We start from the raw sequence: 24,051 nt of genomic DNA, 5'->3' as shown, positions 1-24,051 counted from the left end.
CTAACCTCGTAGCATCGCAAGGTGGTTTTCGAAGGCAGTCAGGTACCAACCCATCATCATCGTCAGCAGCAGCGCGAAGAGCACGAGCCCGGCAAGGATGTTGGCCGGCATCAGGATGAAAAAGACCTGCAGCTGCGGCATCAGGCGGGCGAGGATTCCCGCCCCGAGATTGAAAACGAGGCCGAAGACGATGAACGGGGCCGACATCTGCACCCCGATGGTGAAGGCATTGGCAACGGTGGTGACCGCCAGCTCGGCGGCATCACTGAGCATCAGCTCGGCCTTTGGGTCGAACACCATATAGCTGTCATAGATCGCCGCCAGCGTCACGTGATGGAGGTCTGTGGCAAAGATCAAGGCGATGCCAAGGAATGACAGGAAGCTGCCGAACACCGCTCCCTGTATCCCGCCCTGGGTCGGGTCCGCGGCCTGCGCCACGCTGAGACCCGACTGGAAGGCTACGATCGCGCCGGCCACTTGCGTCGCCATAACGAGGATACGGGTAATGGCCCCGAGCATCAGGCCGACGGCAACCTCGCGCAGCACTGCCCCGACAATGCCCTCCATGCCGCCGGGCATGGCAGGCAGGTACTCAAAAAGCAGCGGATAAAGGACGAGGGTCAGCGCCAGCGCAAAGGCCAGGCGCAGGTTGCGCGGGATGGTGTCTTCACCTAGCGCCGGCACCAGCATCAGGAAGGCGCTCAACCGCGCAAAGATGAGGAGGTAAAAGTAGGCGGCCTGCGGCAGCCAGTCGAGCGCAACGGTCATGCCGGATGGACCATCGCCTAGCCGCCCACGATGATCATGTCGACGATGCGATCCATGTAGCCGGACATGGTGGCCCCGAGGAACGGCAGCGCGATGAGCATGGTGATGAAGATGGCGAGGATCTTCGGGACGAAGACCAGCGTCATTTCCTGGATCTGCGTCAGGGCCTGAAAGAGCGCGATGACGACACCGACGATGAGCCCCACCAGCATCATAGGCAGCGAGGCGATGATCAGCACCCAGACGCCTTCCCGGGCGATATCGAGGACTTCGGCTCCGGTCATGCTCTTCTCACTGGCGCAGCGTTGCCGACCATCCTAGCCGAGTCGCCGCCGTCCCGCATGTGCTAGCATTTTCAGCAAAAAGCCTGTCCCGGACTGGATCCGAGATGGGTACCGCTTTTGCGGTTCGAAAACGCGCCAGCTCTACGAGTCGGTCGGTCGGCTCGATTGGCGTCAGATCGGCATCTGCATGATCTGTTCGTAGGCCGAGATCACCCGGTCGCGTACTGTAACCATGGTCTCGATAGCCATCTCGGTCTGCGAAATGGCGGTCACCATGTCGACGGTGCTGGCCTTGCCGCTGATGGTCTCGAGCGCCGTCTGCTCGGAGACCCTGCCCTGGTCGATCACCCCCTGCACGTTCTCGGCCAGCAGCGAAGCGAAATCTCCGCCGGGTGCTGGCGCTGCGGCAAAATCGAGCGGCGAACCGGCGCTTGCAATCAGGTCGGTTTGCGGCTTGGCCCCCTTGTTGAGCAGATTGGCGACATTACCATAGGCGGCAGCCGCGTTGAGTGCGGTGACGGTCATCTTTCAAATCCTTTAAAGGGCAAAATGGTTAGCCGCGCAGAATGTCGAGGGTCTGCCCCAGCATCTGGCGGGTGACGGAGACAACGTTGAGGTTGGCCTCGTAGGTCCGCTGGGCTTCGCGCATGTCCATTGCTTCTATCAGCGGATCGATATTGGGATAGCGGACATAGCCGGTATCGTCGGCGGCCGGATGACCCGGCTCGTAGCGCGTGGTGAACTCGCTCATGTCGTAGGCAAGACGCCCCACGGCGACCTTGGTCGCATCCAGTTCCCGATCATACTCCGCCCGAAATGTGGGCACGCGCCGGCGGTAGGGGTCCTCCTCCGGCGTGTGGCCGGCCGAGTCGGCGTTGGCGAGATTCTCTGCGATGACACGCATGCGTGCGGTCTGGGCATGCAAGCCAGTCGCCGCGATGCGGAGCGAAGTGGAAAAGTCGGTCATGGAAAGGTCCCGTTATGCCTGCCGCCCGAGCGCCGTGCGCAGGATCCTGACGGATTTTTGATAGAGGGTGGTGGCGGCCTGATAGTCCATCTGGTTGGTGGTCACCTTCATCATCTCGTCCTCGAGGGTGACGCCGTTGCCCGAGGGCGTGATTTCGAAGCTGTTGATGCGCTGAGCGCCGAACGCGCTCGCCCCACCCGCATTGACCGGAATGTGCCGGGGCTGGGTGACGGCGGTCGAAACCCCGGTCCGGGAAACCCCGGACGACTGGGCCTCGACGTCGAAGACCTTGAGATCGCGCCCCCTATAACCGGGCGTTTCGGCGTTGGCCACGTTTTCGGCCAGAAGCCCTTGCCTCGTCTGATGCCAGCGCATTTTTTCGCCAAGCGCCGAGAATATGGGAAGGTTCATCAGATCCACAGCCGCACCCCCGCTGTTTCCGTTTAGCAACTGGGCAAAATCTGCCGTGCGGATGGTTAATGGCTCGTTAACGGCCGGCGAATTGCTCGCCGCAAGTCTCGCATTTTGCGATTTTGCCGGCGGCCAGCGGCAATTTGTGCCCACTGACAACCGGACTTGTCCCCGCGAGGCGATGGCTTGCGGATTCCCTTGCTTTTGCGAACCTGCTATTGCGTTGGTCGAGATGCGTACCGCCAAAAAGGCGGCAAAGTGATTCTGTGAGGTACGACTCGTGCAGTTCCTGACCAGCCTTTTCGGAGGCTCCGGCAATATGTGGCTGACGGCGCTGTTCGCGCTCGGCATCGTCATTCTGCTCATTGTCATCGCCACATGGCTGCTGCGGCTGCTGACCGGCACAACGGGCCGGGTCGGACGTGGCCGCAACCGCCGCCTGATGCTCGTCGAGCAGCTCGCCGTCGACCCCAGGCGGCAACTGCTGATCGTGCGTCGCGATAATATCGAGCACCTGATCCTGACCGGCGGCCCGACAGATCTTGTCATCGAGACCGGCATCCCCGCAGCAGAGGCGCCGGCGCGGCCCGTCCCGGTGCACAGGGCGCCCTCACCCACAAAGCCCGCCCAGCCGCCGACGACGCCGCGCCCAGCTGCCGCGCTCGCTCCGGTGCCCGCCCCCTCCACGACGCCGGCACCGGTTGAGTCCACTTCCAACGTCTCACCGCTCGACCGCCTGCGCGCGGCAACCGGCCGCCGCAATGGCGCACTGCGCCACCCGGGTCTGCGTGAGGAACCGGCTCTTCCACAGGTTGCCGAGAATTCGGCGATTGCCGCTCGCGACTCAGCTAAAGACTTCGGTGACGAAACCGGGGGCGATCGGAGCGGCGGTGACGACGACAAGGCTCAGGCTGAGGCGGAAGGGCGCGCCCGCGACGGCCGCTGACGCGCACCGGCGCCGCAGGCGGCTTCTCGCGCTTGCCGCTTTCGCCGCGCTGCTCCTCGTTCCCTCCCTCGCCTTTGCCCAGAACGTCTCGATCGATTTCGGCGACGATGCGACGCTGACCGAACGCGCCGTCCAGCTCATCGGGTTGATCACCGTCCTCTCGCTTGCTCCATCGCTTCTGGTGATGGTGACGAGCTTTACCCGTATCGTGGTGGTGCTCTCACTGCTGAGGACCGCGATCGGTCTGCAGACGGCTCCGCCCAATTCGGTCATGGTGTCGCTGGCGCTGTTCCTGACCATCTTCGTGATGGCTCCGACCCTCCAGCAATCGTACGACCAGGGCATTGCCCCGCTGCTCGCCGGCCAGATCGAGACGACCGAGGCGTTCGGACGCGCCGCAGCGCCCGTCCATGAATTCATGCGCGCCAACGTGCGCGAACAGGACCTCGCCCTTTTCTACGATTTGACCGAAGCCACGCCCCCCGACGAGCCCGAGGCCATCGCTCTGCAACTGCTGATCCCGGCCTTCATGATTTCGGAGTTGCGCCGCGCCTTCGAGATCGGCTTCCTGCTGTTCCTGCCCTTTGTCATCATCGACATGGTGGTCGCCTCGGTGCTGATGTCGATGGGCATGATGATGCTGCCCCCAGTGGTGATCTCGCTGCCCTTCAAGCTCATCTTCTTCGTCCTGGTCGACGGCTGGTATCTCGTCGCCGGCTCGCTGGTGAGAAGCTTTGCGTCAGGATAGCCCTGGGCGGCGGAGGCGATAGTGCAAAGACATTACCGGCTCGCGACCGACGCCTGCGCCTGGCTTGCCTGAGCGGGAGCAAGGGCGCCCTCGGACTCATAGACCTGCCGGTAGGAGGCAAGGAACGCGTTGAGGCCGTCGATGGCCGCCACCTCGCGCGCCACTTGGCGGAATTCGAGGCTGGTAGGCTGGATGGCCGAAGTCACATAGTCGAACATTGCCCATTCCGGGGTCGTCACCAGACGTTCTCCGAACTTGCTGCGCAGCCGTGAGACGCCCAGCCGGTCGTCGGCGAGCACGAAACCGACCGCTGCCTTGACGATGCTCATGCGCTCGGCCTGAGTGAGTGGCCCTGTCTCTGGCGAGTAGATAGCCTCGAGCATACCCGCGGCCACCTCATAGCGGCCGGCCTTCCAGTTGGCTTCGATCCGCATCAGGTCGATATCGCGTCCGCTCATGTCGCGTATCATGTCGAGCGCCAACTCGTGCCGGCCGACCTCGATCAGCGCCCGAGCCTCGAGCACCCGCCGCTGACGGGCAAGCGTCGTCGATATGTCCGGCAAGCGCGTGCCGGTTAGGACACGCAGGGCATCCTGCGGCCTGCGATCGGCAAGGTAGACGACCGCGAGGTCGGCGGCGATCTGGCTGCGCGCAACGCCCCTGAGGCGGTTCTCGAGCTGGTATTGAAGGAGTTCCGCGGCCTGCCCCAACAGATCGACCCGGATCAGCCGGCGCGCCAGGTTCCGGATCATCTCGTCGCCGCGCGCACCCGGCGGCGTCAGTTGCCGGAAATCGTAATAGAGCCCGAGCGCATCGACTGGTGCCAGCGTGTCGGCACGTCCATTGAGGAAGAGATCGGCGAATACCCGTTGCGCCTCGTCTCGCATGGCGTTGATCGCCGCGCTTTCGGTAGAGGCGGCCATCGCCTGCCGCACGGTCTCGAAGCCCTGCCGATAGGCGCCCTCGCGATAATAGAGGTCGGTGAGCATCTTCTGCATCTCGGCCTCGAGCGGCCCGCCCCGCCAGAGCATCGCCTCCGCCGCAAGGGTCTCCGCAGCCTTGCCGGCATCGAGGTTATCGGCCCCATCGAGGAGTTGCAGCGTGCGGTAGATCGCCTCGGCACGCGTAGGGCGGATATCGGCTGCGATCACCTGCCCGTACATGTCCATGGCATCCTCGGGCCGCCCCTCGAGCTCGGCCAGGCGCCCCTCGAGCAAATGATAGAGGCTCGTCTGTTCAAGGTTGAGTTCAGCAAAATCGATCGCTTCGAACAGGCGCTTGGCCATGCCGGCGTCGCCAGTTTCCACTGCCGCCCGCACCGCCGCGAGCCTGAACCGCGCCTTGACCCATGTCGGGTAGCTGTCGAGAACCGGCTCTGCAACCTGCGCATCCTGGCGCCCCCCCTTGAAATCAGACGCATCGACCCTGGCGATGGCTCGCCAAAGCAACGCATCGACGTCGGTAGCCAACAGCGGCGACTGCAGGATGGTGATGGCCTCCTGCGGACGGCCCGCCAGCGTGTTGGCGATCGCCTGCGTCATGCGGATCTTGCGCAGTACGTCCCTGGCTTCGAAATCGACGCCGACCATCCGCAGTACGCCGAGCGCCTCGTGGGCGAAGCGGTTGGCGACGTAGAACTGCGCCAACTCGAGCCGGGCGATGTCGCGCGCCCGTCCCTCGCCTTCAGCGGCCTGCGCCATCAGCATCTTGCGTCGTTGCGCGAACGCGGCGGGATCGCCTTGCGTCAGCCGGGTCAGGTCAATGAAGCCTTCGCGCCGGGCGGCGCTGCCAAAGAACGTCTCGCGGCGCACCTGGTCGAGCGAGGAAACCGTCAGCCCCTGCTCGGCGCTGACCACGGCGAGCCCCCCCTCGAGCCTCACGCCGACGCCCTCGTGCTCGGGACGCAGCACCAGTCCATGGATGCTGCGCAGGGCATCGAAATCGACATAGTCGAACGTGCGCGTCACGCCACGCGCGGGCGGATAGGCTGTCACGATCTTCAGGACATCCCCGACCTGGGGATCGCGGAACTCATGAACGCGCACCGGCCGCGCCATGTCTGCGGTCATTTCGTAGAGATCCGAGAGACCGAGACGGCGCGCAAAACCCACCGGCTCGGTCGGCGCGAGGACCAGATCACCAAGAGAGAGTACCCACGCCCGTCCCTCGGATCCGAGCGTTGCCAGACGCTCCCCGGAGAGCGCGATGCGCACCACCTGCGCATCGCCCGCCGGCGTTACCTCAAAGGCGCCTGCGATGCCGCCGAGGTTGCTCCGATCCTCCGGTGCGGTGATCGCGACGTCGGTATCGAAAAGCATCCAGAGCGTGTCGCCGCGCCGGAAGACGGCGGCAGGCACCTCCTCCTCGAAGGGGAAGACGATGCGTGCAGTCGTGCCGACGACTGTTACGAACGGCGTAACCGGCTCTGCCGACATCGCCCGGGGCATGCTCGCAGCCGACTCGACGGACGCCTCTGCGGCTTCGGCCGCTTGCGCATCGCCCGCTTCGGCGGCAAGGTCCTCCACCCCTATCTTGGGCAGGGAAACGCCGGCCAGGTCGACATCGAGGAGGAACTCGCGCGACGAGTTCTGAAAAAAGCGCGGTTCGATGCCCTCGGCGAGCTTCAGGCTCACCACTGCGCCATCGGGCGTCGTCTCGCTCTCGACCGAGGCGATCTCCACCGGCAGGTCGAGCGCGAGATCCATCAGATCGACGTCGACCGGCCACTCGAAGGCGATGCGCGCCTCGTCTTCGACCTGTTCGTACGCGGCAGTGGTGTCGACGTTCCAGTTGAACTGGAGCCGCAGGAATGTGGGATTGCGTCCGATGCGCACCTCGGCAGCGGGATTAAGCTCGGCGACGTCGCGGGCCTTGCGCTGCCGCTCGGCCTCGATCGCGGCAAGCCGCGCCCGCTCTGCCAGTTCGTCGATGATCTCCTGCGGCAGGCTCGGCGGCAGGCCCCGCCAGGAAAGCGGCAGGAGGTCGACAAAGAGCCTTTCCCCCGCCTCGATGCTGTTGAAGTTGAAGTCGCCGCGCAGGGCGAAGCGCACGCCGTTGAGATCGGGATCGACGCGGGCGATGGAGATGTAGTCGGGCAGTGTCACCTCGACATCCGGCATCACGACGCTCACTTCATCCTCGAACTCGATCGAGAGCACGCCGTTGTCCATGCGCAGATAGTAGGGAGGCAGCTTGTCGCGGTCAGGAAAACCGAGGACGAGGCGCCCGTAACCTTCCTCCTGGGTGACGAACAGCCGGGCCCGTTCCAGGCCGAACACCGGCGCAGGCTGCACCGAAAGCACCACTGCGGCACCCACGGCGAGGCCCGCCGCGGCCTTCCCGCAACCCGACTTGAAAAATGCCCCCACGGCCCGCCCGCCTAACACTATTCAGGGCGTTTTCCGACGGAACGCGAGCCGCTCCCTCGGGTCGAAAACGCTTGTTTACACCAGACGGGGCTAGACTAGTCGAGGTGCCTTAACGCGCCATTACCCGCACCGATCCAAACGTTCACGCCGGTTCGCTCGCCTTCTCGCGCGTGGTCCACTTTCCGTTCAACCAATCGCGCACCCTGATGGTGATCTTCTCGTGGGAGATTTCGACGAGGTTGTAGGAATTGGGCTCGCCTCTGAGCCGCGTCGAGATGGCCGAGGATGCCTGTGCCACCAGAACAGGCGCCCGCGCCGCCTGGCGCAAACCGGTCGGCGCGCCGACCGTGACCGGGTGGCTCGCTTCGTGCCGGCGCACGTAAGAGAGGTGGAAATGGCCGGAAAGCACCAGCCGCACGCCGAGCTCTGCAAAACGGACCAGCGCCTCGTCGGCGCGTTTAACGAGCTTGGTGCGTTGCACCATTGGTTCTGTTGGAAAGAGCAGCGGATGATGAGCGACGATGACCCGGATGGCATCCGGAGCTGCCTTGGCGAACCGGTGCTCGAGATAGTCGAGCTGGTCGCGGGAAATTGTGCCATGCCCCCAGTTCCAATCGAGGCGCCAGCGCCGCGAGGTCTTCATCCCGACGAACGCCACACCCTTCATCTCGAGGAAGGGCTCAATGTCCTTGGCGATATACCGGCGATAGAGGCCGTAAGGGTCCAGGAAGCGGCGAAAGAGATTGATCGCCGGAACGTCGTGATTGCCGGGCACGGCAAAGAACGGAGCGTGAAGCGTTTCAAGGAAGGCGCAGGCTTCTTCGAACTCGCTGCGGCTGCCGACCTGGGTAAAATCGCCGCTGATGACGATGAGGTCAGGATCCTGCCCAACGATATCGGCCGCAAGGGTCTTGGCGGCGATGGAATCGTGGTGCCCGAAATGCAGATCGGAAAGGTGGACGAGCTTCATGCGGCGGACTCCCCGGTGCTTATCTCCGGAGTGGCCTGTACCACCGGGTCGACCTCCACCGGCGGCATGAGCACCGTCAACGCGAGCGGCCGGATGCGGAAGACAAGGGGCGTCTCGATGGTTATCAGCTCCCCGTCCAGCATCACCTTGAGCGCAGGCTTCTTCGTGTCGAGCCTGACTTCTCGGACCCGTTCGATTTTAAGGGCCTCGTCCTGCTGCCAACGCCCGAGAAACATTCTCGCCGTCAGGCGCAGGAGATCGGTAAAGTCGAGATGTCGCACGACATAAACAGTGAGAGCGCCACTGTCGAACCTGTCGCGGGCGAACATGCGCCCGAACCCTTCACTGAACTCGCTGCACACAACCGCTAGCGCCTGCGCGCGCTCTATATGCGCTTCGCCCTCGCTGGGACTGACGGCGAGCGCCAAGCGGCGGCTACGCATGAGACGGCGGACGAAAAATCGACCGAAGGCGACTGCCTCCAGCAGGCCAAAACGGCCGCGCACGCGCTCGCGCGCTGCCGCAATTCCTGCGACGAAGCCGACTACGGCCATGTGGAGGAAGAAATGCCCGTTGACCTCTCCGACGTCCATACGCTGCGGCGTCCCGCGGGCTATGTCCGCGATTGCCTCCTCCAGCGTCAGCGGCATGCCGAGGTCACGCGCGACGGCGTTGACGGTACCCAGCGGGAGGATGGCGAGTATCCTCGCTGTCCCGGCCAGCGCTTCAGCCAGCGCTCCGACTGTGCCGTCGCCCCCGCCCGCCACCAGCACGTCAGCATCGCTGTCTAGCGCACCCCTGATCCGCTCATCCATGGGAGACTTAACATCGGCATCTACCGTCGCGACAAGGCCATGGCGACCGAAAAGCTCGACTATGGACTCTGGCGTGACGCCGGTGGCATTGGCGGTTCCCGCACTTGCATTGAGAATGACATGATACTTGAAGGGCACAGGATCGGCTCGCGGGATGTAGACCCTGCGATAACGGCGCCGACCGCGCCTTGGTTCACCAGATACGTCTCAAGAGCAAGAAGTGACGTACGGCCGCTGCGGCTATTGCCCGACGATCTGCGGCAGCGCCGCCAGGTTGTCGATGCTCATCTCGTCGGACGGTTCTTTGTGCACCGCCGCAAGTCGCACCGTCAGCTCCTGGGCGCGTGTCGGGGTCATTTCGGCCAGGATTGGTGCCATCTTGCGCGGAGCCATGGTGCGGGCGACCTGCTCCAGCACCGCCATGTCCAGTTCGTTGAAGATCGCCGCCGCGTCGCGTGGTCGCATGGATTGGTACATGGCTACGACTCCGCTGATCAGCTCTTCCTCGGCCGCCTTGCGTGCGTCGACGAGCGCTGAGATCTGAGCCTCGAGCGCCTCCATCGTCGCGGCACGCTCCTCGATCCGCTTTTCGGCGGCCTCCATCAGCGAGGCGCGCATCTCGAGCTCGGCGGCGTAGGCATCGAGTTCGCTCCGACGTTCGGCCAGGCGTTCGAGCAAGGCCTCTTCGGTCGGCGAACCATTGGCGGTGGCGGCCAAGGGTTGGGACATGCCGTCGGGGCCGATCTGCATGGCCTGCGCGTCGCCTCGAGGAAGGCAGGAGGATTGGCCCTCGGCGCCGGAAGGACAAGCAGTGGCCGCCACGGCGTCATCGTTGCCGTGCGCACCGCCAGCTTCGGAAGTGTGTCCCGCCCCCCCTTCCGTGACACGGCCGTGACTTTCTGCAAGGGCCGCGGGATCGAAAGTCGGCGCCCCGTCGGCAAGGGTCGGAGCCCTGTCGGCAAGGGTCGGCTCGCTCGGCAACACGACCTCGCCGTGGCCTTCCGCCTCCGCCCCGGCAGCGATAGCCGGGCGAACCCCTGTCAGCACGTAGCCGCCATGGGTAACGAGCCCGACGGTCTTGAGTGCCAGGAGCGCCCCGGCGGCACAGACGACGACAGGCAAGAGACGGACTGTCCTCACGCCGCGTTCCCCCGTTCCCGAGCCCGTGCCGCAAGCTGCTCGAGCGCCTGGTGGACCTTGTTGGTCTCCAGGACGGGCTCGATCGATCCGCCCTCGCGCACGGCCCGCGCGATCCGCGAGATGCGCTCGATGAGCGCGCTGCCGGAGTTGACGTGGTTGGCAAGCTCGACACCGAACCGCTCGGCCTCGTCGAGACGCGAGGTGAGCATGGTATCGGCCTCGACCGCCGATTGCTTCAACTCCTTGATCGCCTGGTTGGCGAGATTGGTTGCGCCGACGAGATCGGCGATCATCTGTTTCAACATGTCGCGGTCGGCATGCAGGCGCTTCAACCGCCGGTTGAGCACGACACAATAGCCGATTGTCAGCGCAAGAAGCAGGGCCACCGCCCCCTCGATCACCAACCCCAGAGACAGTTCCTGCATCATTTTCCGTCCATTGCTTCGTCGATGGCCTCGAAGGCCTCCATGGTGACCTTGGGCGGATTGAGCGGCCGCACCACCCGCACCGAAACATTCTTACCGATATGACCCATGATGGCTTCGGTCAGTTCCACGTCCCCGCAGCGCAACTGCACCGGATCGGTCGGAGCGCGCTCGAACATCACGGTATCACCCGTCTCCAGCGCCAGAACCTTGGCAAGGGGCAGGTCCTGCTCGTGAAGGATAGCATCGATCTCGACCCCGGCCTGGTAGATCTCGGTGGCCAGGTGCCCTTCCCAGATCGGGTCGCGGCCGAATTTCTCGCCCATGAACATCTGCAGGAGCTGTTCACGGATCGGTTCGATCGTGGCGTAGGGCAGGAGGATCTCGATCTTGCCGCCGCGATCGTCCATTTCGATGCGTAGTTCGATGAGAATGGCCGCGTTCGCCGGCCGCGAGATGGCGGCAAAGCGCGGGTTGGTCTCCATGCGCTCGAGCTTGAAGTTGACCTGCGTGACCGGCTCGAACGCCCGGTGGGTGTCCTCCAGGATCACTTCGATCAGCCGGCGTGCCAGCGTCATTTCAATGGTGGTGTAGGGCCGTCCTTCCACGCGGATGGCGCCGCCCGTACGCCGGCCGCCGAGCAGCACGTCGATCATCGAGTAGATGAGGTTGGAATCGATGGTGAGGAGCCCGTAGTTGTCCCATTCCTCGGCTTTGATGACCGAGAGGATGGCGGGCAGCGGAATGGAGTTGAGGTAGTCGCCGAACCGGACCGAAGAGATCGAATCCATCGACACCTCGACATTGTCGGAGGTGAAGTTGCGCAGGCTCGTCGTTGCCAGCCGCACCAGCCGGTCGAAGACAATCTCGAGCATGGGCAGGCGTTCGTAGGAGACGAGCGCCGAGTTGATCAAGGCCTGGACGCCCGTCAGCTCGACATTGCCGCCGGCATTGGGATCGAACCCCAGGAGGCTGTCGATCTCGTCCTGGTTGAGCACCCGATCGGCCGCGCTGCCGTCGGCGCCGGCGGGATCGGCCTCGAGCATCGCCGCCCATTCTGCGGTGGCTGCGGCGGCCCTCTCGTCCTCGCTCATCTGCGCGTCGGCCGGCGGATCGTTGAGAGCGTCGAGCCCCCATTCCTCTGCCAGCTTGTCCTGTTCGTTCGGGCCAGCCATCCTACTGCACCAGCAGTTCTTTGAAGAGAATGCTTTCCACCCGCGATGGGTAGATGGCGACGTTGACCCGCCGCAGCAGTTCTTCCTTCATCCGATAGATGCCTGCCGATCCATCGAGGTCGCTCTTACGCAGTTCGCGCAGGTACACCTGGAACGCATCGATCACCTTGGCCAGCCGCGGCTGGATCTCGTGCATCATTTCTTCGTTTGCCACCTCCAGCGCGATGGTGACGCGCAAGAATGCCTCGCTGTCGCCCTCGGCGTTGAGGTTGACCGTCATGGTGGGCAGATTGAAAATGAAGGTCTCTGGCGGGGCGATGATCCCGCCCTCGCCCTCACCATGCTGTTGCGGCGCAGCTGAGAGGAAGTAGTAGAGCCCACCTCCGCCCGCCATCATCACGGCCAGCGCCGCGCCGGCAATGATAAACAGCAGGCGCTTACGCCCGCCGCCAGCCTGCGCATCGGTCGCGCCATCTTGGATTTCTGCGTCAGCGGCCATTGCCCCCAAACCCCTGCCGTCCGGTCGATTCCGGCCCGCGTCCAGCTAAGCGGTCCATGGTTAACGAAAAGTTACAAACGACAGAAAAGTCGGCAAAATTTGCCGGGCAGCTTTTGCCTGAGACACCCATCGTACCTGGCAAGACCTACGGCCAGTAAAGCCAGAAGTCTTTGATTTAATTAAATTCCCACCCTTGGCATGGTTTCTGCAATGTAACCGACGAGCCCGCCAGCTTGGGGAAGCGGGAGGGCTCGGGGACCGGCAAACGGCAAAGTTTGCCCTATAACGGGGATCTCGCATGATCGAAAATGCGCAGCTCATCGGCCTGTCGCGCCAGATCGCGCTCAAGCGTCAGATGGATGTGATGGCCAACAATATGGCCAACATCAACACTACCGGCTTCAAGGCCGAGCAGGTGCTGTTCGAAGAATACATGATGCCAGGCGCAAGTCACCGCGACTTCATGCGCTTCGACCAGCCGCTCTCCTATGTGCAGGACTGGGCGACGCGTCACGACCTGACCTCCGGCGCCGTCGTCCAGACGGGAAGCGAGCTGGACGTGGCGCTGATGGGCGACGGGTTCCTTGCCGTCGACACGCCGGCGGGCGAACGTTGGACGCGGGCCGGGAGTTTGCAGATCGACGCCGAGGGCAGGCTGGTCGACTCCTCGGGCAATCCGGTCCTGGGCGAACGCGGCCCGATCGTCTTTCAGCCGGAGGAAACCGGCATCGTCATCGCCGAGGACGGCTCCATCGCAACGAGCGAAGGCCCCAAGGCTCGCCTGCGTCTCGTCGAATTCGCCAACGCTCAGGAGCTGACCCGCGAGGGCGCCAACCTCTTTGCCGGCGGCACGCCCGTCGCCGCCACGCAGACCCGGGTTGTCCAGGGTGCCGTCGAGCGCTCCAACGTCTCCGGAGTGGCCGAGATGGCGCAGATGATCCGCGTGCAGCGCGCCTATGAATCGCTCGCCAATCTGATGAAACAGCAGGACGACCTGCGCAGATCCGCCATCCAGCGTCTCGGCGACGCCAACGCCTGAAGGAGGAGCCGAAGTGAAAGCTCTCTATATCGCATCGACCGGCATGAGCGCTCAGGAGCGCAATGTCGAGGTGATCTCCAACAACATCGCCAACATGCGCACCACCGGCTTCAAGCGGCAGCGTGCCGAGTTCCAGGACCTGCTCTACCAGCAGGTTCGCCGCGCGGGCTCGCAGACTTCGAACGAAGGAACCATGCTGCCCGCGGGCCTCGAGATCGGCTCGGGCGTGCGCACCGTCGCGACGCCGCGCGTCATGAGCCAGGGTTCGGTGGTCGCGACCGAGCGGGAGCTCGATATCGCGGTCCGGGGAGAAGGCTTGTTCATCGTCGAGATGCCGGACGGCAGCACCGCCTATACCCGCGACGGTGCCCTGGAGCGCGACGACCAGGGCCGGCTCGTCAATTCGAGCGGCTATCCGATCCAGCCGGGAATCACCATTCCCGAGGACGCGGTCTCGGTCTCGATCTCACCGGACGGCCTGGTTGAAGCCTATCTCGGCTCGGATGCCGCCCCCACCCAGCTCGGTCAGCTCCAGCTCGCGCGTTTTGTCAATAAGGCAGGCCTCGCGTCCATCGGCGACAACCTCTTTGCCGAGACCGCCGCCAGCGGCGAGCCGCAGATCAGCCTGCCTGACATCGACGGCACCGGCGACCTGCTGCAGGCCTATCTCGAACAGTCCAACGTCAACTCGGTCACCGAGATCGCCGACCTCATCGCCGCCCAGCGCGCCTACGAAATGAACGCGCGCGTCATCTCGGGCGCCGACGAGATGATGCGCTCGGCGAACCAGATGAGCTGAGGAGGGTGAGAATGATCACCCGTTCATTGCTCTGTGTCGGTGTTGCCGCCCTGATGACCGGCGCGGCCCTGGCCGAACCGGCGCTCAAGGCCGATATTACCGTGGCCGACGCCATCGTCACCGCCGGCGACATGTTCGAGGGAGCTGGTGCCCTCGCCGACAAGCCCCTGTTCCGCGCTCCACGTCCGGGAACGGTCGGCACCGTCGCACTCAACGACGTGGCGGCAGCCGCGGCCCGTATCGGCCTCACCGACTACTCGACAGCGGGCCTCACCGATGTGCGCGTCGCCCGCGCCGGTGTGACGGTCGGCAGCGCCGACTTCATCGGCCTGATCCAGTCTGACCTTGCCGCGCGCGGCGTCCTCAGTGACGGGATGTCGGTCGCGGTAACCTTCTCACGCGACCTCGCACCGCTGGTCGCTGCAGCCACACCCGAGCCGGTCCGACTGCTGGCCCTGCGCCATGTGCCGGGCCGCAGCGCCTTCTCGGCACGCTTTGCCGTCGCTGGCGTCGACAAGCCGATCGAGGTCGCCGGCACGGCCGAGTTGATGATCGAGATGCCGCACCTGGCTGGATCTCTGCCGGAAGGCGCGGTGCTCGGTCCCGACGATATCGAGATGCGGCCCGTTCCGCTGCGCCAGGCGGATGCGATGGGCTATTCAAGCCCGAATCTTCTGGTGGGCAAGGCGCTCAAGCGCCAAAGCCGCCAGGGTATGGTGCTCGGGCCCTCCGATGTCGCCGAACCCCAGGTGGTGGGGCGCAACGACATGGTGACCATCTACTACCGTTCCGGTCCGATGACGCTGACGGTCAGGGGCCAGGCGCTGAACGCCGCCGCTCAAGGCGAACCGGTCGAGGTGCTGAACCTCATGTCGCGCCGCGTCATTGCCACCACCGCCATCGCCGCCGGCGCCGTCGAGGTGACGTCCGGCGCCATCGACCTTGCCGGCCTCTGACAGGTTCAGGAGATTACCATGCACCCCCTCAAGATCGCCACGCTCCTGACCGCCGCCGCGCTCCTTGCCGGCTGCAACACCACCGACAGGCTGGCCAGTATCGGCCAGGCGCCGCCGCTCAACGCCATCACCGACCCGACCACGGTCGCCGGCTACCAGCCGGTGCGCATGCCCATGCCCGAACCCATTGCCGACACTTACCAGCCCAACTCGCTCTACCGCACCTCGGCCAAGGGCTTCTTCAAGGACGAGCGCGCTCACCGCGTCGGCGATATCCTCACCATCCTCGTCACCATCGACGATCGGGCTGCCATCGACAACCAGACCGCACGCAGCCGTTCCTCGACCAATTCGGCCGGCATGGGTGGCATCTTCGGCAGCGCCGTCACCAACCTCTCGGGCGGCAGCATCGACCCGTCAGGCGCCATAGACCTGACCTCGGGCACCAAAGACTCCGGGACCGGTTCGGTGAACCGTTCCGAAACCCTCGAGACTTCGATCGCCGCCGTCGTCACGCAGGTGCTGCCAAACGGTAACCTCGTCATCGAGGGCCGGCAGGAGGTGCGCGTCAACTTCGAGGTCCGCGACCTCATCGTTGCCGGCATCGTGCGTCCGTCCGATATCCAGGCCAACAACACCATCCCCTCGACCAAGATCGCCGAGGCGCGGATCTCCTATGGTGGGCGCGGGCAGATCACCGACGTACAGCAGCCGCGCTATGGCCAGCAGGTTCTCGACGCCATTCTGCCGTTCTAGCCAAAGAGCTTCCCCGCCGCGCAATCCCCCAATACGGCGCGGCGGGGCAATCAGCGGTCGGCTTCCAGAAGGAACCGGCCACCCCAAGGGCGCAGTCTCCCCGGCTGCGCCCTCCCCTTTTTGTACGGCCCGGCGGAACGCCAGAAGGGCCGGCGTGTTGGGAGGGGAAACGCAAGGACGGAGAACACGGATGAGCACCGGCAGTGCCATGAGCTTCGGCATCGCACTTGGCATTGGGCTCGGCGCGGCGATCGGCGTTGCGATCGACAATACGGCCCTCGGCATTGGTATGGGGATCGCCGTCGGCGCGGCGCTGGGCGCGGCCTGGAACGCCTATCGCGGCGACCGGAAGGACTGACGACAATCCGAGCTTCCCATTTCATCATCCCTTCACCGCCGATACCCTAGCTTCCACCACAACTGGCTGGAGACAGGTTCAACGATGCGCGCCCTCCTTTCACTCGCCGCCCTTGCCCTCTTCGCGGCTCTTATTGCCCTCCCATCGCAGGCGGCGAGCTTCGATTGCAGCAAAGCCGAAAAGCCCGATGAGCTTGCCATCTGCGGCAATCCCGAGCTTTCAGCCCTCGATTCGCAGATGGCCGGCCTCTGGTATGCCTATGCCAAAGTACCCATGCTCATGGGCGGTAGCGGCGCCCGGCACGACGAAGCCGAGGCATTTCTCGACGCGCGCGCCACCTGCGGCGGCAACGTGCAATGCCTCGAAAAGGCCTATGACGAACGCATCAAGACTATCGAGAGCGAGATCGACGCGGCCATGCAGTCCTATTTCGAGCTCATGAACGCCGATCCCCCAACGCTCGCCAACGATGTCGCGCCGATCGTCTCGGACTATGCCGACGAGTGCAAAGCGCTGGGCGGAACGCTCGCCGCCGACGCCGGCACGCCCAGGATGATGACCGCCGACCTCGATGGCGACGACACCCAGGACTATGTGCTCAACACGCAGAACCTCCAGTGCGATGCGGCCGCCACGGCCTTTTGCGGCAATGGGGGATGCCAGATAGACATTGCTCTTTCGACAAGCGGTTTTGCGAATCCGGTTTCGGCGCTCGGGGGTCAACCGACGCTGGTGCAGGCCGAGATGGGAACGACGCTCGAAGTCTGGGTGGATGGCACCAACTGCAATCTACCGGGCGGCAGCGACCAGGAGTGCTGGGCGACCTACGAATGGTCCGACGGGGCTCTGACGCCCGGCTACGCAGCCCGCTCGCCTGCGCAGTAAGCAGCCACCCCCGGTATTGCCCCTTCCATCGACCGCCCGCCTGTGGAACTACAGGCGTGTGACGATGTGGAGTCTTTGATTGATGTCTTTTGAAAAGCTCGATGCCCTCGGGCGCAAGCTCGAAGCCTTCGAACATGCCCTTTCGATCCTCGGCGCCGATGAGGCGACCCATATGGCCGTCGGCGGCGGCGAGAAGCGCGCCGAGGCCATGGCCAACCTCGCCGGCATGTATCACGCCCAGTCGACGGCCCCCGAAATCCGCGACTGGATCGAGGCGGCCAAGACCGAGGAGCTTTCCGAGGACCAGCGTCTGGCGCTCGGCGAGTTCGAGCGCGTCTACGTCAACACCACCTGCCTGCCGACCGCATTCGTCGAACGCCGCACCGCTGCCAACATGCGCGCCGAGCAGCTCTGGCGCGAGCTGCGTCCGACCGGCGACTGGGACGCGTTCCTGCCCGCCCTCGAGGGCGTCGTCGCCCTGGTGCGCGAGGAGGCGCAACTGCGTGCTGACGCGCTCGGCCTCGCCCCCTACGACGCATTGATGGAGCAGTACGACCCGGGCAACCGCACGGCCGAGCTCGATGTGGTCTTCGCCGACCTCAAGTCCTTCCTCACCGGCTTCGTGCCACAGGCGCTGGAAGCACAGGAAAAGAGGCTTGCCGCCCGCCCCCTGAAGCCCCTCGCCGGCCCCTACCCCATCGAAAAGCAACGCGAGCTCGGCCTTGCCGCCATGCGCGCTGTCGGCTTCGACTTCACCCATGGCAGCCTTGCCGTCTCCCACCATCCGTTCTGCGGGGGTGTACCGACGGACGTCCGGATGACGACGCGCTACCGCACCGACGAGTTCCTGACGTCGCTGATGGCCGTGTTGCACGAAACCGGTCACGCACTCTACGAGCAGGGCCTGCCGAAGGACTGGTCGCACTGGCCACTGGGAAGAGCGCGCGGCATGGGGATGCACGAGAGCCAGAGCCTCTTTGTCGAGATGCAGCTGGCCCGCAGCCCCGAGTTCTGGCAGTTCGCCCTGCCCCTGGTGCATCTCCATATGGGCGAGGACGCCATCGCCGGTTGGGATATCGAGGATGTTCTGGCCAAGGTCAACTTCGTCGAGCGCGGCTATATCCGCGTCGACGCCGACGAGGTGACCTATCCGCTGCACGTGATCCTGCGCTACGAGCTGGAGCAGGACCTCGTCTCAGGCAAACTCGAGGCGAGCCAGATTCCGGAAGCCTGGGACGCCAAGATGACGCAATATCTCGGCATCTCGACCATCAACGACCCCAAGGACGGTCCCATGCAGGACGTCCACTGGCCTGGCGGCGCCTTCGGCTATTTCCCGAGCTATACGCTGGGCGCCATGATCGCCGCTCAGCAATGGGCCGCTCTGGAAAAGGACCTGCCGGACGCACGCGCGCAGATCGCCAAGGGCGACTTCGTCGCCATCAACACGTGGCGCTCAGAGCATATCTGGCTGCAAGGTTCGCGCTGGTCGACGCCAGACCTCATCGAGCGTGCCACCGGCGAACCGCTCAACGCCGATTATTTCAAGGCACACCTGAAGCGGCGGTATGGGGCTTGAGCAAAGGGCCCGACGCTTGCCGAGCCCTTGCCAACAGTCCACGCCGGTCAGATGAAGCCCATATCGTTCGGCGCCTTGAGGCCGGTATTGAGCACGACCACCTTGGAGCCCACCGTCACCCGGTTGTAGAGGTCGATGATGTCCTGGTTGAAGAGCCTGATGCACCCGCTCGACACCGATCGGCCGATCGAGGAGGGATCGTTGTTGCCGTGGATGCGGTAGAGCGTGTCGCGCCCGTTCTGGTAGAGGTAGAGCGCGCGGGCGCCGAGCGGGTTGTCCAGCCCCGGCGGCTTGCCGCCAGCCCAGGGGGCGTTGAGCTCGGGGGCCTCGGCGATCATGGTCGCGGTCGGCGTCCAGGTCGGCCAGGCGGCCTTGCGCCCGATATAGGCGTCGCCCTGGTAGTCGTAACCGGCACGGCCGACGCCGACGCCATAGCGGATCGCCTGGCCGTCGCCGCGGGTGAGATAGAGGAACTTTGCGCCCGGATCGACGATGATGGTGCCGGACCGCTCGGTAGTTGGATAATCCACGACCTGCCGCAACAGCTCCGGCCGGACGCTTGCCGGATTGAAGGCGGGGATGGGGTGCGGCTCGTCGGGCATCGCCCCGTACACTTCGTAGTACATGGGATCGACGTAAACCGCGGGCTGAACGCCGGCGGCCGGCTGCAGGCGGCTGGAGGTACATGCCGCGAGCGCGAGTGGAGCGAGCGCCAGAAAGCCGCGGCGCGATACTTTGGACAACACTTGTGACAAATCCGTCGGTTAAGGTGATCAATATCTAACGAAAAGCGGCAAACGCTTTCCTAACTGCGGCTGGTCTAGTCGCAATCGGCGGCGTGACGCTAGGACGCCAAGGCCACAGTTTCCGGGCTTTTTACCGGCAACGATAACATTCTCGCGAACGGATATCCGAGCTTGCGGCCGGTGTAGTTGCCGGCTTTGTCCGGCAGGGCAGTTGACACTTCAGTCCCCGTCCCTATCTTCCCGTCATCCGCAGCACCAACAGGACGGTGAACCATGGACATCCTCGTGATCGATCGATTCGCCCGCATCGCCCACTTGGACTCTGCCCATGCCCACCTCCATTACGCTCACCGAGCTCACCTACCGGACGCCCGACGGTCAACCGCTTTTTGACGGCCTCAATCTCTCGTTCGGTCCGCAAAGAACAGCCCTGATCGGCCGCAACGGCACCGGTAAATCCACCATCTTAAAGCTTGTTACCGGCGAGCTCACGCCTGCCGGAGGCCGAGTCACGGTCAACGGCACGCTGGGTCTGCTGCGCCAGTCCGTGCAGGTCGAGACCGCAGCAACCCTCGCCCAGGCACTGGGTATAGACGAAGCTCTTGGCCGCCTCGAGCGCCTCGAAGCAGGAACCGGAAGTCTCGAGGATGCCGGCGAGGCCGACTGGACCCTGCCTGCGCGCCTCTCGACCGCCCTTGCCGAGACCGGGCTGCCTGACCTCGACCCGCACCGGCCGCTCATGACATTGAGCGGCGGGCAGCGCACACGTCTTGCTCTCGCCGCGCTCCTGCTTGAGGCGCCCGACATGATCCTGCTCGACGAGCCGACCAACAATCTCGATGCCGACGGCCGCGCAGCGGTCGCCGATGTCCTTGCCGGCTGGCGGGGCGGCGCCATCGTCGTCAGCCACGACCGCGAATTGCTGCGGCAAATGGATACGATCGTCGAGCTGACGACGCTCGGCGCCAGGACCTATGGCGGCAACTGGGATCATTATGTCGAGCGCAAGGCCCTGGAACTGGCCGCCGCCGAGCATGGTGTTGCAACCGCCGAGCGCAAAATGGTCGAGATCGACCGCCGCGTTCAGGCGCAGGTCGAGCGCAAGGCGAAGAAGGATGCTGCCGGCGCCCGCAAGCGCGCCAAGGGCGACGCGCCCAAGATCCTGATGAACGCCATGCGCAACCGAGCCCAGGAGACCAGCGGCGAGAATGCCCGCCTCGCCAATCGCATGCGCGAGGAGGCGGCCGAGGCCGCTGCCGAGGCGCGCGCCCAGGTCGAGGTGCTGCAGCCCCTGACGGTCAGGCTCGCCTCGACGGGCCTCCCCGCAGGCAAGACCGTCGTTCAGGCCGACAGCCTGACCGGCGGCCCTGATCTGGACAACCCGGTCATCCAAGACCTCAGCTTCACCATCACCGGCCCCGAGCGCGTCGCCATCACCGGCCCCAACGGCTCGGGCAAGACCAGCCTCCTGCGGCTGCTCGTTGGTGAGCTCGCGCCCACTTCCGGCGCGGCACGCGTCCGCTCGACCTTCGCCATTCTCGACCAGACTATTTCGATCCTCGATCCCACCCAGACGATCCGCGACAATTATCGCCGGCTCAATCCCGACGAAGACGAGAATGCCTGCCGCGCCGCCCTCGCCCGCTTCGTGTTTCGGGCCGACGCGGCGCTAAAGGTTGCCGGCACGCTGAGCGGAGGTGAGATGCTACGCGCCGGTCTTGCCGCCACCATCGGCGGCAGGACGCCACCGCAACTGCTGATCCTCGACGAACCGACCAACCACCTCGACATCTCCGCCATCGAAGCGGTGGAGGCCGGTCTCAAGGCCTATGACGGCGCCCTCATCGTCGTCAGCCACGACCGCACATTCCTTGAGAACATCGGCATTGAGCGGGAGATCGCGCTGGCATGAAGCGGGACGCGAAAAGCCTGTCCCGGATCCGGGATGAGTATCGGTTTTTCCCGGAGAATCCCCGCGACAACAAAAAAGCCCGCGTTCATGCGGGCTTGTCTAGTCGTTCGAAATCAGAACCGCAGCTATTCGTCCCGGTAGACCTTCTCGCGCCGCTCGTGCAGCTCCTGGGCTTCGAGCGAGAGCGTGGCGATCGGGCGGGCATCGAGTCGGGCAAGGCCGATGGCATCACCCGTCTCTTCGCAATAGCCGTACGTGCCGTCCTCGATGCGCTTCAAGGCCGCGTCGATCTTGGCAATGAGCTTGCGCTGCCGGTCGCGCGTGCGCAGTTCCAGCGCCCGATCGCTCTCGGATGAAGCCCTGTCGGCCATGTCAGGATGGTTCTGGCTTTCTTCCTGGAGATTTTCGAGTGTCTCGCGGCTTTCGCGGAGGATCTCCTCCTTCCAGCTTTCGAGCTTCTTGCGGAAATATTCCCGCTGGCGCGGGTTCATGAACGGTTCGTCGTCCGTGGGTCGGTATTCTACAAGGTCATCAACCGAAGACATCAGCAGACTCAACTCCAATGCACCCCTGAGGCGGCCTATATAGTCAAGTGCACCTTGACGAGCAAGCAGCCAAACCGCATGTGATCGATCCGCGACAGGACTTTGCGGTGCCCCGCCTTATCCCGATTTGCGCTACGATTTCGTGACACGGCTTTAGAACGAGGGATAGCGCCCGTGCTTGGCGAGCTCGACACGCACCCTTAATTCGATATCGTCGAGGAGCGCATCGATCTGCGGACTGGCGGCTTCCCGCGCGTCGGCCAGAACCCCAACGAGCCTGTCGAGTGCCGCCGGCTCGACCCGTCCGGCGAGGAGATCGGCCCGCATCTCCTCGAGCACGTCGAGGAGCGTGCGCCCACGCTTGACAGCTCGCCGGCGCCCTTCGGTCGCGTCCCCAACCGCCTGCAACGCCAAAAGCACATCTATGCCGGCGGGGGCCGAAACCATCGGAGATGAGGTCGCCCGCGTCGTCGGGCCGGCTTCGGCGAGCCGAAATTCTGCTCCGCCCGCTGCCCGGCCGGCGGCCGGACGCGAACTGACACCACGGGTTCTGCTGTTGGTTTCGATCCGCACGATCGGACCCGACTCCCCGGCTGCAACGCACTGGGCAAAAACTGCCCGCTTACGGTTAATGAACGTTTAATCGGACCGGCAAGAATTGCCCGCCAAAGCGACACCCACACCAATCCCCGACCGAACATTCCGTAAATTGCCCCGCATTTACAGAGAGTTGAACGCAGGAGCGGACTCCATCCCGTAGTTGGCATGCTTCTGGCAACGCCACCCGTGAATGGTCCGCACATGGGGATGTGCGGATGCAATACGGGGAAAGATCATGAGAATGAGGCTGTTGCGATACGCCCTTGCGGCATGCGTCAGCGCCACCCTTGCATTTGCGCCGGCAATGGAAGCCGCCGCAGCGGCAGCGCGTATCAAGGACATCGTCGATTTCGAGGGCATCCGCGAGAACCAGCTTGTCGGTTACGGTCTCGTCGTCGGCCTCAATGGCACCGGCGACGGTCTCAACAACTCGCCCTTCACCAAGCAGTCGCTGCAATCGATGCTCGAGCGGCTGGGCGTCAATACCGCCGGCGAGACGGTGCGCACGGCCAATGTCGCCGCCGTTATGGTCACTGCGAATCTCCCGCCCTTCGGAACGCAAGGTTCGCGTATCGACGTCAGCGTGTCAGCACTCGGCGACGCCAACAGCCTGCAGGGCGGCACCCTCCTGGTCACGCCGCTTCTTGGCGCCGACGGCGAGGTCTACGCCATCGCCCAGGGGCCGGTCCTCATCAACGGCTTCCGCGCCGAGGGCGACGCGGCAACCATTATCTCGGGCGTACCGACCACGGGGCGTATCTCCAGTGGCGCACTGATCGAGCGCGAGATCGATTTCCGCCTGGGCTCCCAGCATTCCCTGCGCCTCGCCCTGCGCAACCCCGACCTGACGACGGCGCGGCGCATTGCCCTCTCAATCAACGACTTCATCGGCGTGCCGACCGCCGTGCCCGAGGATCCGGCAACCGTTCGCGTTACCCTGCCCGCAGGCTTCAACGGCAACATCGTCGACTTGTTGACCGACATCGAGCAACTGATGGTCCAGACCGACCAGCCGGCCAAGATCGTCATCGACGAGAACTCCGGCATCATCGTCATGGGCAAGGACGTTCGCGTCTCGACCGTAGCCGTCGCCCAGTCGAACCTGACGGTCACCATAGCCGAGAACCCGCAAGTGGTTCAGCCCAACCCTTTGAGCTTCGGCGTCACCGCCGTCGAGCCAAATACCGACCTCGACGTCGTCGAGACCAACAGCAACCTCGCCCTCGTCAACGAGTCCATCACTCTTCAGGAACTGGTCGACGGCCTCAATGCGCTGGGGATCGCCCCGCGCGACCTCATCGCCATCCTGCAGGCGATCAAGGCGACGGGGGCGTTGCAGGCCGAGATCGAGGTGCTGTGA

Annotated in this window: 26 protein-coding genes; 11 read left to right on the top strand and 15 right to left on the bottom strand. The window is 64.5% G+C overall.

What is annotated here, in order from left to right:
• The 5 genes from fliR to flgB form a co-directional block, all read right to left on the bottom strand.
• The gene (gene fliR, locus QQK18_RS22990) at window positions 1–768 is read right to left on the bottom strand and encodes a flagellar biosynthetic protein FliR (protein ID WP_284342739.1); all 768 of its coding nucleotides are present in this window, start codon (window positions 766–768) and stop codon (window positions 1–3) included.
• Window positions 769–785: 17 nt separating this feature from the next.
• On the bottom strand, window positions 786–1,052 hold the full coding sequence (fliQ, locus tag QQK18_RS22985; RefSeq protein WP_284342738.1) for a flagellar biosynthesis protein FliQ: 267 nt from the start codon (window positions 1,050–1,052) through the stop codon (window positions 786–788).
• Between the two features lie 171 nt (window positions 1,053–1,223).
• Window positions 1,224–1,577 (bottom strand): flagellar hook-basal body complex protein FliE, encoded by a 354-nt coding sequence (gene fliE / locus QQK18_RS22980; RefSeq protein WP_284342737.1) that lies wholly within the window; start codon window positions 1,575–1,577, stop codon window positions 1,224–1,226.
• Between the two features lie 28 nt (window positions 1,578–1,605).
• A complete protein-coding gene (gene flgC / locus QQK18_RS22975) occupies window positions 1,606–2,019 on the bottom strand; it encodes a flagellar basal body rod protein FlgC (protein WP_284342736.1) in 414 nt (137 codons plus the stop codon).
• Window positions 2,020–2,031: 12 nt separating this feature from the next.
• Window positions 2,032–2,430, bottom strand: coding sequence for a flagellar basal body rod protein FlgB (gene flgB, locus QQK18_RS22970; RefSeq protein ID WP_284342735.1), 399 nt, complete (start codon window positions 2,428–2,430; stop codon window positions 2,032–2,034).
• Between the two features lie 280 nt (window positions 2,431–2,710).
• Between flgB and QQK18_RS22965 the strand changes: the two genes are divergently transcribed.
• Together QQK18_RS22965 and fliP are read left to right on the top strand one after the other, a co-directional pair.
• Window positions 2,711–3,376 carry a flagellar biosynthetic protein FliO gene (locus tag QQK18_RS22965; protein WP_284342734.1) on the top strand — a complete coding sequence of 222 codons (666 nt, stop codon included), beginning with the start codon at window positions 2,711–2,713 and terminating at the stop codon, window positions 3,374–3,376.
• A complete protein-coding gene (gene fliP, locus QQK18_RS22960; RefSeq protein WP_379995359.1) occupies window positions 3,342–4,124 on the top strand; it encodes a flagellar type III secretion system pore protein FliP in 783 nt (260 codons plus the stop codon). The genes QQK18_RS22965 and fliP overlap by 35 nt, the downstream gene beginning before the upstream one ends.
• Window positions 4,125–4,156: 32 nt before the next feature.
• Here fliP and QQK18_RS22955 read toward each other — a convergent pair whose 3' ends face one another.
• From QQK18_RS22955 to QQK18_RS22925, 7 genes are all read right to left on the bottom strand, one after another.
• Window positions 4,157–7,492 carry a tetratricopeptide repeat protein gene (locus tag QQK18_RS22955; RefSeq protein ID WP_284342733.1) on the bottom strand — a complete coding sequence of 1,112 codons (3,336 nt, stop codon included), beginning with the start codon at window positions 7,490–7,492 and terminating at the stop codon, window positions 4,157–4,159.
• A 142-nt stretch (window positions 7,493–7,634) separates the two neighbouring features.
• The gene (locus tag QQK18_RS22950) at window positions 7,635–8,462 is read right to left on the bottom strand and encodes a metallophosphoesterase family protein (RefSeq protein WP_284342731.1); all 828 of its coding nucleotides are present in this window, start codon (window positions 8,460–8,462) and stop codon (window positions 7,635–7,637) included.
• Window positions 8,459–9,415, bottom strand: a complete 957-nt coding sequence (locus QQK18_RS22945; protein WP_284342730.1) for a diacylglycerol/lipid kinase family protein — start codon at window positions 9,413–9,415, stop codon at window positions 8,459–8,461. The genes QQK18_RS22950 and QQK18_RS22945 overlap by 4 nt, the downstream gene beginning before the upstream one ends.
• Before the next feature lie 102 nt (window positions 9,416–9,517).
• Complete coding sequence (locus tag QQK18_RS22940) at window positions 9,518–10,417, bottom strand: MotE family protein (protein ID WP_284342729.1); 900 nt, start codon at window positions 10,415–10,417, stop codon at window positions 9,518–9,520.
• The gene (locus QQK18_RS22935; RefSeq protein WP_284342728.1) at window positions 10,414–10,842 is read right to left on the bottom strand and encodes a DUF6468 domain-containing protein; all 429 of its coding nucleotides are present in this window, start codon (window positions 10,840–10,842) and stop codon (window positions 10,414–10,416) included. The genes QQK18_RS22940 and QQK18_RS22935 overlap by 4 nt, the downstream gene beginning before the upstream one ends.
• Window positions 10,842–12,017, bottom strand: a complete 1,176-nt coding sequence (fliM, locus tag QQK18_RS22930) for a flagellar motor switch protein FliM (RefSeq protein ID WP_284342727.1) — start codon at window positions 12,015–12,017, stop codon at window positions 10,842–10,844. Before fliM ends, QQK18_RS22935 begins: the two co-directional genes overlap by 1 nt.
• A 1-nt stretch (window position 12,018) precedes the next feature.
• The gene (locus QQK18_RS22925) at window positions 12,019–12,516 is read right to left on the bottom strand and encodes a flagellar basal body-associated FliL family protein (RefSeq protein WP_284342726.1); all 498 of its coding nucleotides are present in this window, start codon (window positions 12,514–12,516) and stop codon (window positions 12,019–12,021) included.
• A gap of 301 nt (window positions 12,517–12,817) precedes the next feature.
• On the opposite strand from QQK18_RS22925, the gene flgF reads away from it, so the two are divergent.
• From flgF to QQK18_RS22890, 7 genes are all read left to right on the top strand, one after another.
• Window positions 12,818–13,555, top strand: coding sequence for a flagellar basal-body rod protein FlgF (gene flgF / locus QQK18_RS22920; protein ID WP_284343300.1), 738 nt, complete (start codon window positions 12,818–12,820; stop codon window positions 13,553–13,555).
• A gap of 13 nt (window positions 13,556–13,568) precedes the next feature.
• On the top strand, window positions 13,569–14,354 hold the full coding sequence (gene flgG, locus QQK18_RS22915; protein ID WP_284342724.1) for a flagellar basal-body rod protein FlgG: 786 nt from the start codon (window positions 13,569–13,571) through the stop codon (window positions 14,352–14,354).
• An 11-nt stretch (window positions 14,355–14,365) separates the two neighbouring features.
• On the top strand, window positions 14,366–15,310 hold the full coding sequence (flgA, locus tag QQK18_RS22910; protein WP_284342723.1) for a flagellar basal body P-ring formation chaperone FlgA: 945 nt from the start codon (window positions 14,366–14,368) through the stop codon (window positions 15,308–15,310).
• Window positions 15,311–15,328: 18 nt separating this feature from the next.
• The gene (flgH, locus tag QQK18_RS22905) at window positions 15,329–16,066 is read left to right on the top strand and encodes a flagellar basal body L-ring protein FlgH (protein ID WP_284342722.1); all 738 of its coding nucleotides are present in this window, start codon (window positions 15,329–15,331) and stop codon (window positions 16,064–16,066) included.
• A 190-nt stretch (window positions 16,067–16,256) separates the two neighbouring features.
• Complete coding sequence (locus QQK18_RS22900; RefSeq protein WP_284343327.1) at window positions 16,257–16,424, top strand: glycine zipper domain-containing protein; 168 nt, start codon at window positions 16,257–16,259, stop codon at window positions 16,422–16,424.
• A gap of 84 nt (window positions 16,425–16,508) precedes the next feature.
• Entirely contained in the window at window positions 16,509–17,309 is an 801-nt protein-coding gene (locus tag QQK18_RS22895) for a lysozyme inhibitor LprI family protein (RefSeq protein WP_284342721.1), read from the top strand.
• A gap of 82 nt (window positions 17,310–17,391) precedes the next feature.
• A complete protein-coding gene (locus tag QQK18_RS22890) occupies window positions 17,392–18,888 on the top strand; it encodes a carboxypeptidase M32 (protein ID WP_284342720.1) in 1,497 nt (498 codons plus the stop codon).
• Window positions 18,889–18,935: 47 nt separating this feature from the next.
• On the opposite strand, the gene QQK18_RS22885 is transcribed toward QQK18_RS22890, so the two are convergent.
• Complete coding sequence (locus QQK18_RS22885; protein WP_284342719.1) at window positions 18,936–19,634, bottom strand: L,D-transpeptidase; 699 nt, start codon at window positions 19,632–19,634, stop codon at window positions 18,936–18,938.
• Window positions 19,635–19,962: 328 nt separating this feature from the next.
• On the opposite strand from QQK18_RS22885, the gene QQK18_RS22880 reads away from it, so the two are divergent.
• Window positions 19,963–21,546 (top strand): ABC-F family ATP-binding cassette domain-containing protein, encoded by a 1,584-nt coding sequence (locus QQK18_RS22880; RefSeq protein WP_284342718.1) that lies wholly within the window; start codon window positions 19,963–19,965, stop codon window positions 21,544–21,546.
• 125 nt (window positions 21,547–21,671) lie between these two features.
• On the opposite strand, the gene dksA is transcribed toward QQK18_RS22880, so the two are convergent.
• Both dksA and QQK18_RS22870 read right to left on the bottom strand, forming a co-directional pair.
• A complete protein-coding gene (dksA, locus tag QQK18_RS22875) occupies window positions 21,672–22,091 on the bottom strand; it encodes an RNA polymerase-binding protein DksA (RefSeq protein ID WP_284342717.1) in 420 nt (139 codons plus the stop codon).
• A 153-nt stretch (window positions 22,092–22,244) separates the two neighbouring features.
• Window positions 22,245–22,664, bottom strand: coding sequence for a flagellar assembly protein FliX (locus QQK18_RS22870; RefSeq protein WP_284342716.1), 420 nt, complete (start codon window positions 22,662–22,664; stop codon window positions 22,245–22,247).
• Between the two features lie 262 nt (window positions 22,665–22,926).
• Between QQK18_RS22870 and QQK18_RS22865 the strand changes: the two genes are divergently transcribed.
• The gene (locus QQK18_RS22865; RefSeq protein ID WP_284342715.1) at window positions 22,927–24,051 is read left to right on the top strand and encodes a flagellar basal body P-ring protein FlgI; all 1,125 of its coding nucleotides are present in this window, start codon (window positions 22,927–22,929) and stop codon (window positions 24,049–24,051) included.

This window comes from Devosia nitrariae (assembly GCF_030160115.1).
GTDB classification, from domain to species: domain Bacteria; phylum Pseudomonadota; class Alphaproteobacteria; order Rhizobiales; family Devosiaceae; genus Devosia; species Devosia nitrariae.
Note: the sequence above shows the minus strand (reverse complement) of the source record. Positions and strands in the feature narration are given on the sequence as shown.

Excerpts from the sequence above, each read along its gene's own strand:
- fliQ (WP_284342738.1), bottom strand. The coding sequence starts at position 1,052 with ATGACCGGAGCCGAAGTCCTCGATATCGCCCGGGAAGGCGTCTGGGTG.
- QQK18_RS22865 (WP_284342715.1), top strand. The coding sequence starts at position 22,927 with ATGAGAATGAGGCTGTTGCGATACGCCCTTGCGGCATGCGTCAGCGCC.
- QQK18_RS22900 (WP_284343327.1), top strand. The coding sequence starts at position 16,257 with ATGAGCACCGGCAGTGCCATGAGCTTCGGCATCGCACTTGGCATTGGG.
- fliM (WP_284342727.1), bottom strand. The coding sequence starts at position 12,017 with ATGGCTGGCCCGAACGAACAGGACAAGCTGGCAGAGGAATGGGGGCTC.
- flgA (WP_284342723.1), top strand. The coding sequence starts at position 14,366 with ATGATCACCCGTTCATTGCTCTGTGTCGGTGTTGCCGCCCTGATGACC.
- dksA (WP_284342717.1), bottom strand. The coding sequence starts at position 22,091 with ATGTCTTCGGTTGATGACCTTGTAGAATACCGACCCACGGACGACGAA.
- flgC (WP_284342736.1), bottom strand. The coding sequence starts at position 2,019 with ATGACCGACTTTTCCACTTCGCTCCGCATCGCGGCGACTGGCTTGCAT.
- fliR (WP_284342739.1), bottom strand. The coding sequence starts at position 768 with ATGACCGTTGCGCTCGACTGGCTGCCGCAGGCCGCCTACTTTTACCTC.
- flgB (WP_284342735.1), bottom strand. The coding sequence starts at position 2,430 with ATGAACCTTCCCATATTCTCGGCGCTTGGCGAAAAAATGCGCTGGCAT.
- QQK18_RS22950 (WP_284342731.1), bottom strand. The coding sequence starts at position 8,462 with ATGAAGCTCGTCCACCTTTCCGATCTGCATTTCGGGCACCACGATTCC.
- fliE (WP_284342737.1), bottom strand. The coding sequence starts at position 1,577 with ATGACCGTCACCGCACTCAACGCGGCTGCCGCCTATGGTAATGTCGCC.
- QQK18_RS22895 (WP_284342721.1), top strand. The coding sequence starts at position 16,509 with ATGCGCGCCCTCCTTTCACTCGCCGCCCTTGCCCTCTTCGCGGCTCTT.
- QQK18_RS22925 (WP_284342726.1), bottom strand. The coding sequence starts at position 12,516 with ATGGCCGCTGACGCAGAAATCCAAGATGGCGCGACCGATGCGCAGGCT.
- QQK18_RS22935 (WP_284342728.1), bottom strand. The coding sequence starts at position 10,842 with ATGCAGGAACTGTCTCTGGGGTTGGTGATCGAGGGGGCGGTGGCCCTG.
- flgH (WP_284342722.1), top strand. The coding sequence starts at position 15,329 with ATGCACCCCCTCAAGATCGCCACGCTCCTGACCGCCGCCGCGCTCCTT.
- QQK18_RS22890 (WP_284342720.1), top strand. The coding sequence starts at position 17,392 with ATGTCTTTTGAAAAGCTCGATGCCCTCGGGCGCAAGCTCGAAGCCTTC.
- QQK18_RS22880 (WP_284342718.1), top strand. The coding sequence starts at position 19,963 with ATGCCCACCTCCATTACGCTCACCGAGCTCACCTACCGGACGCCCGAC.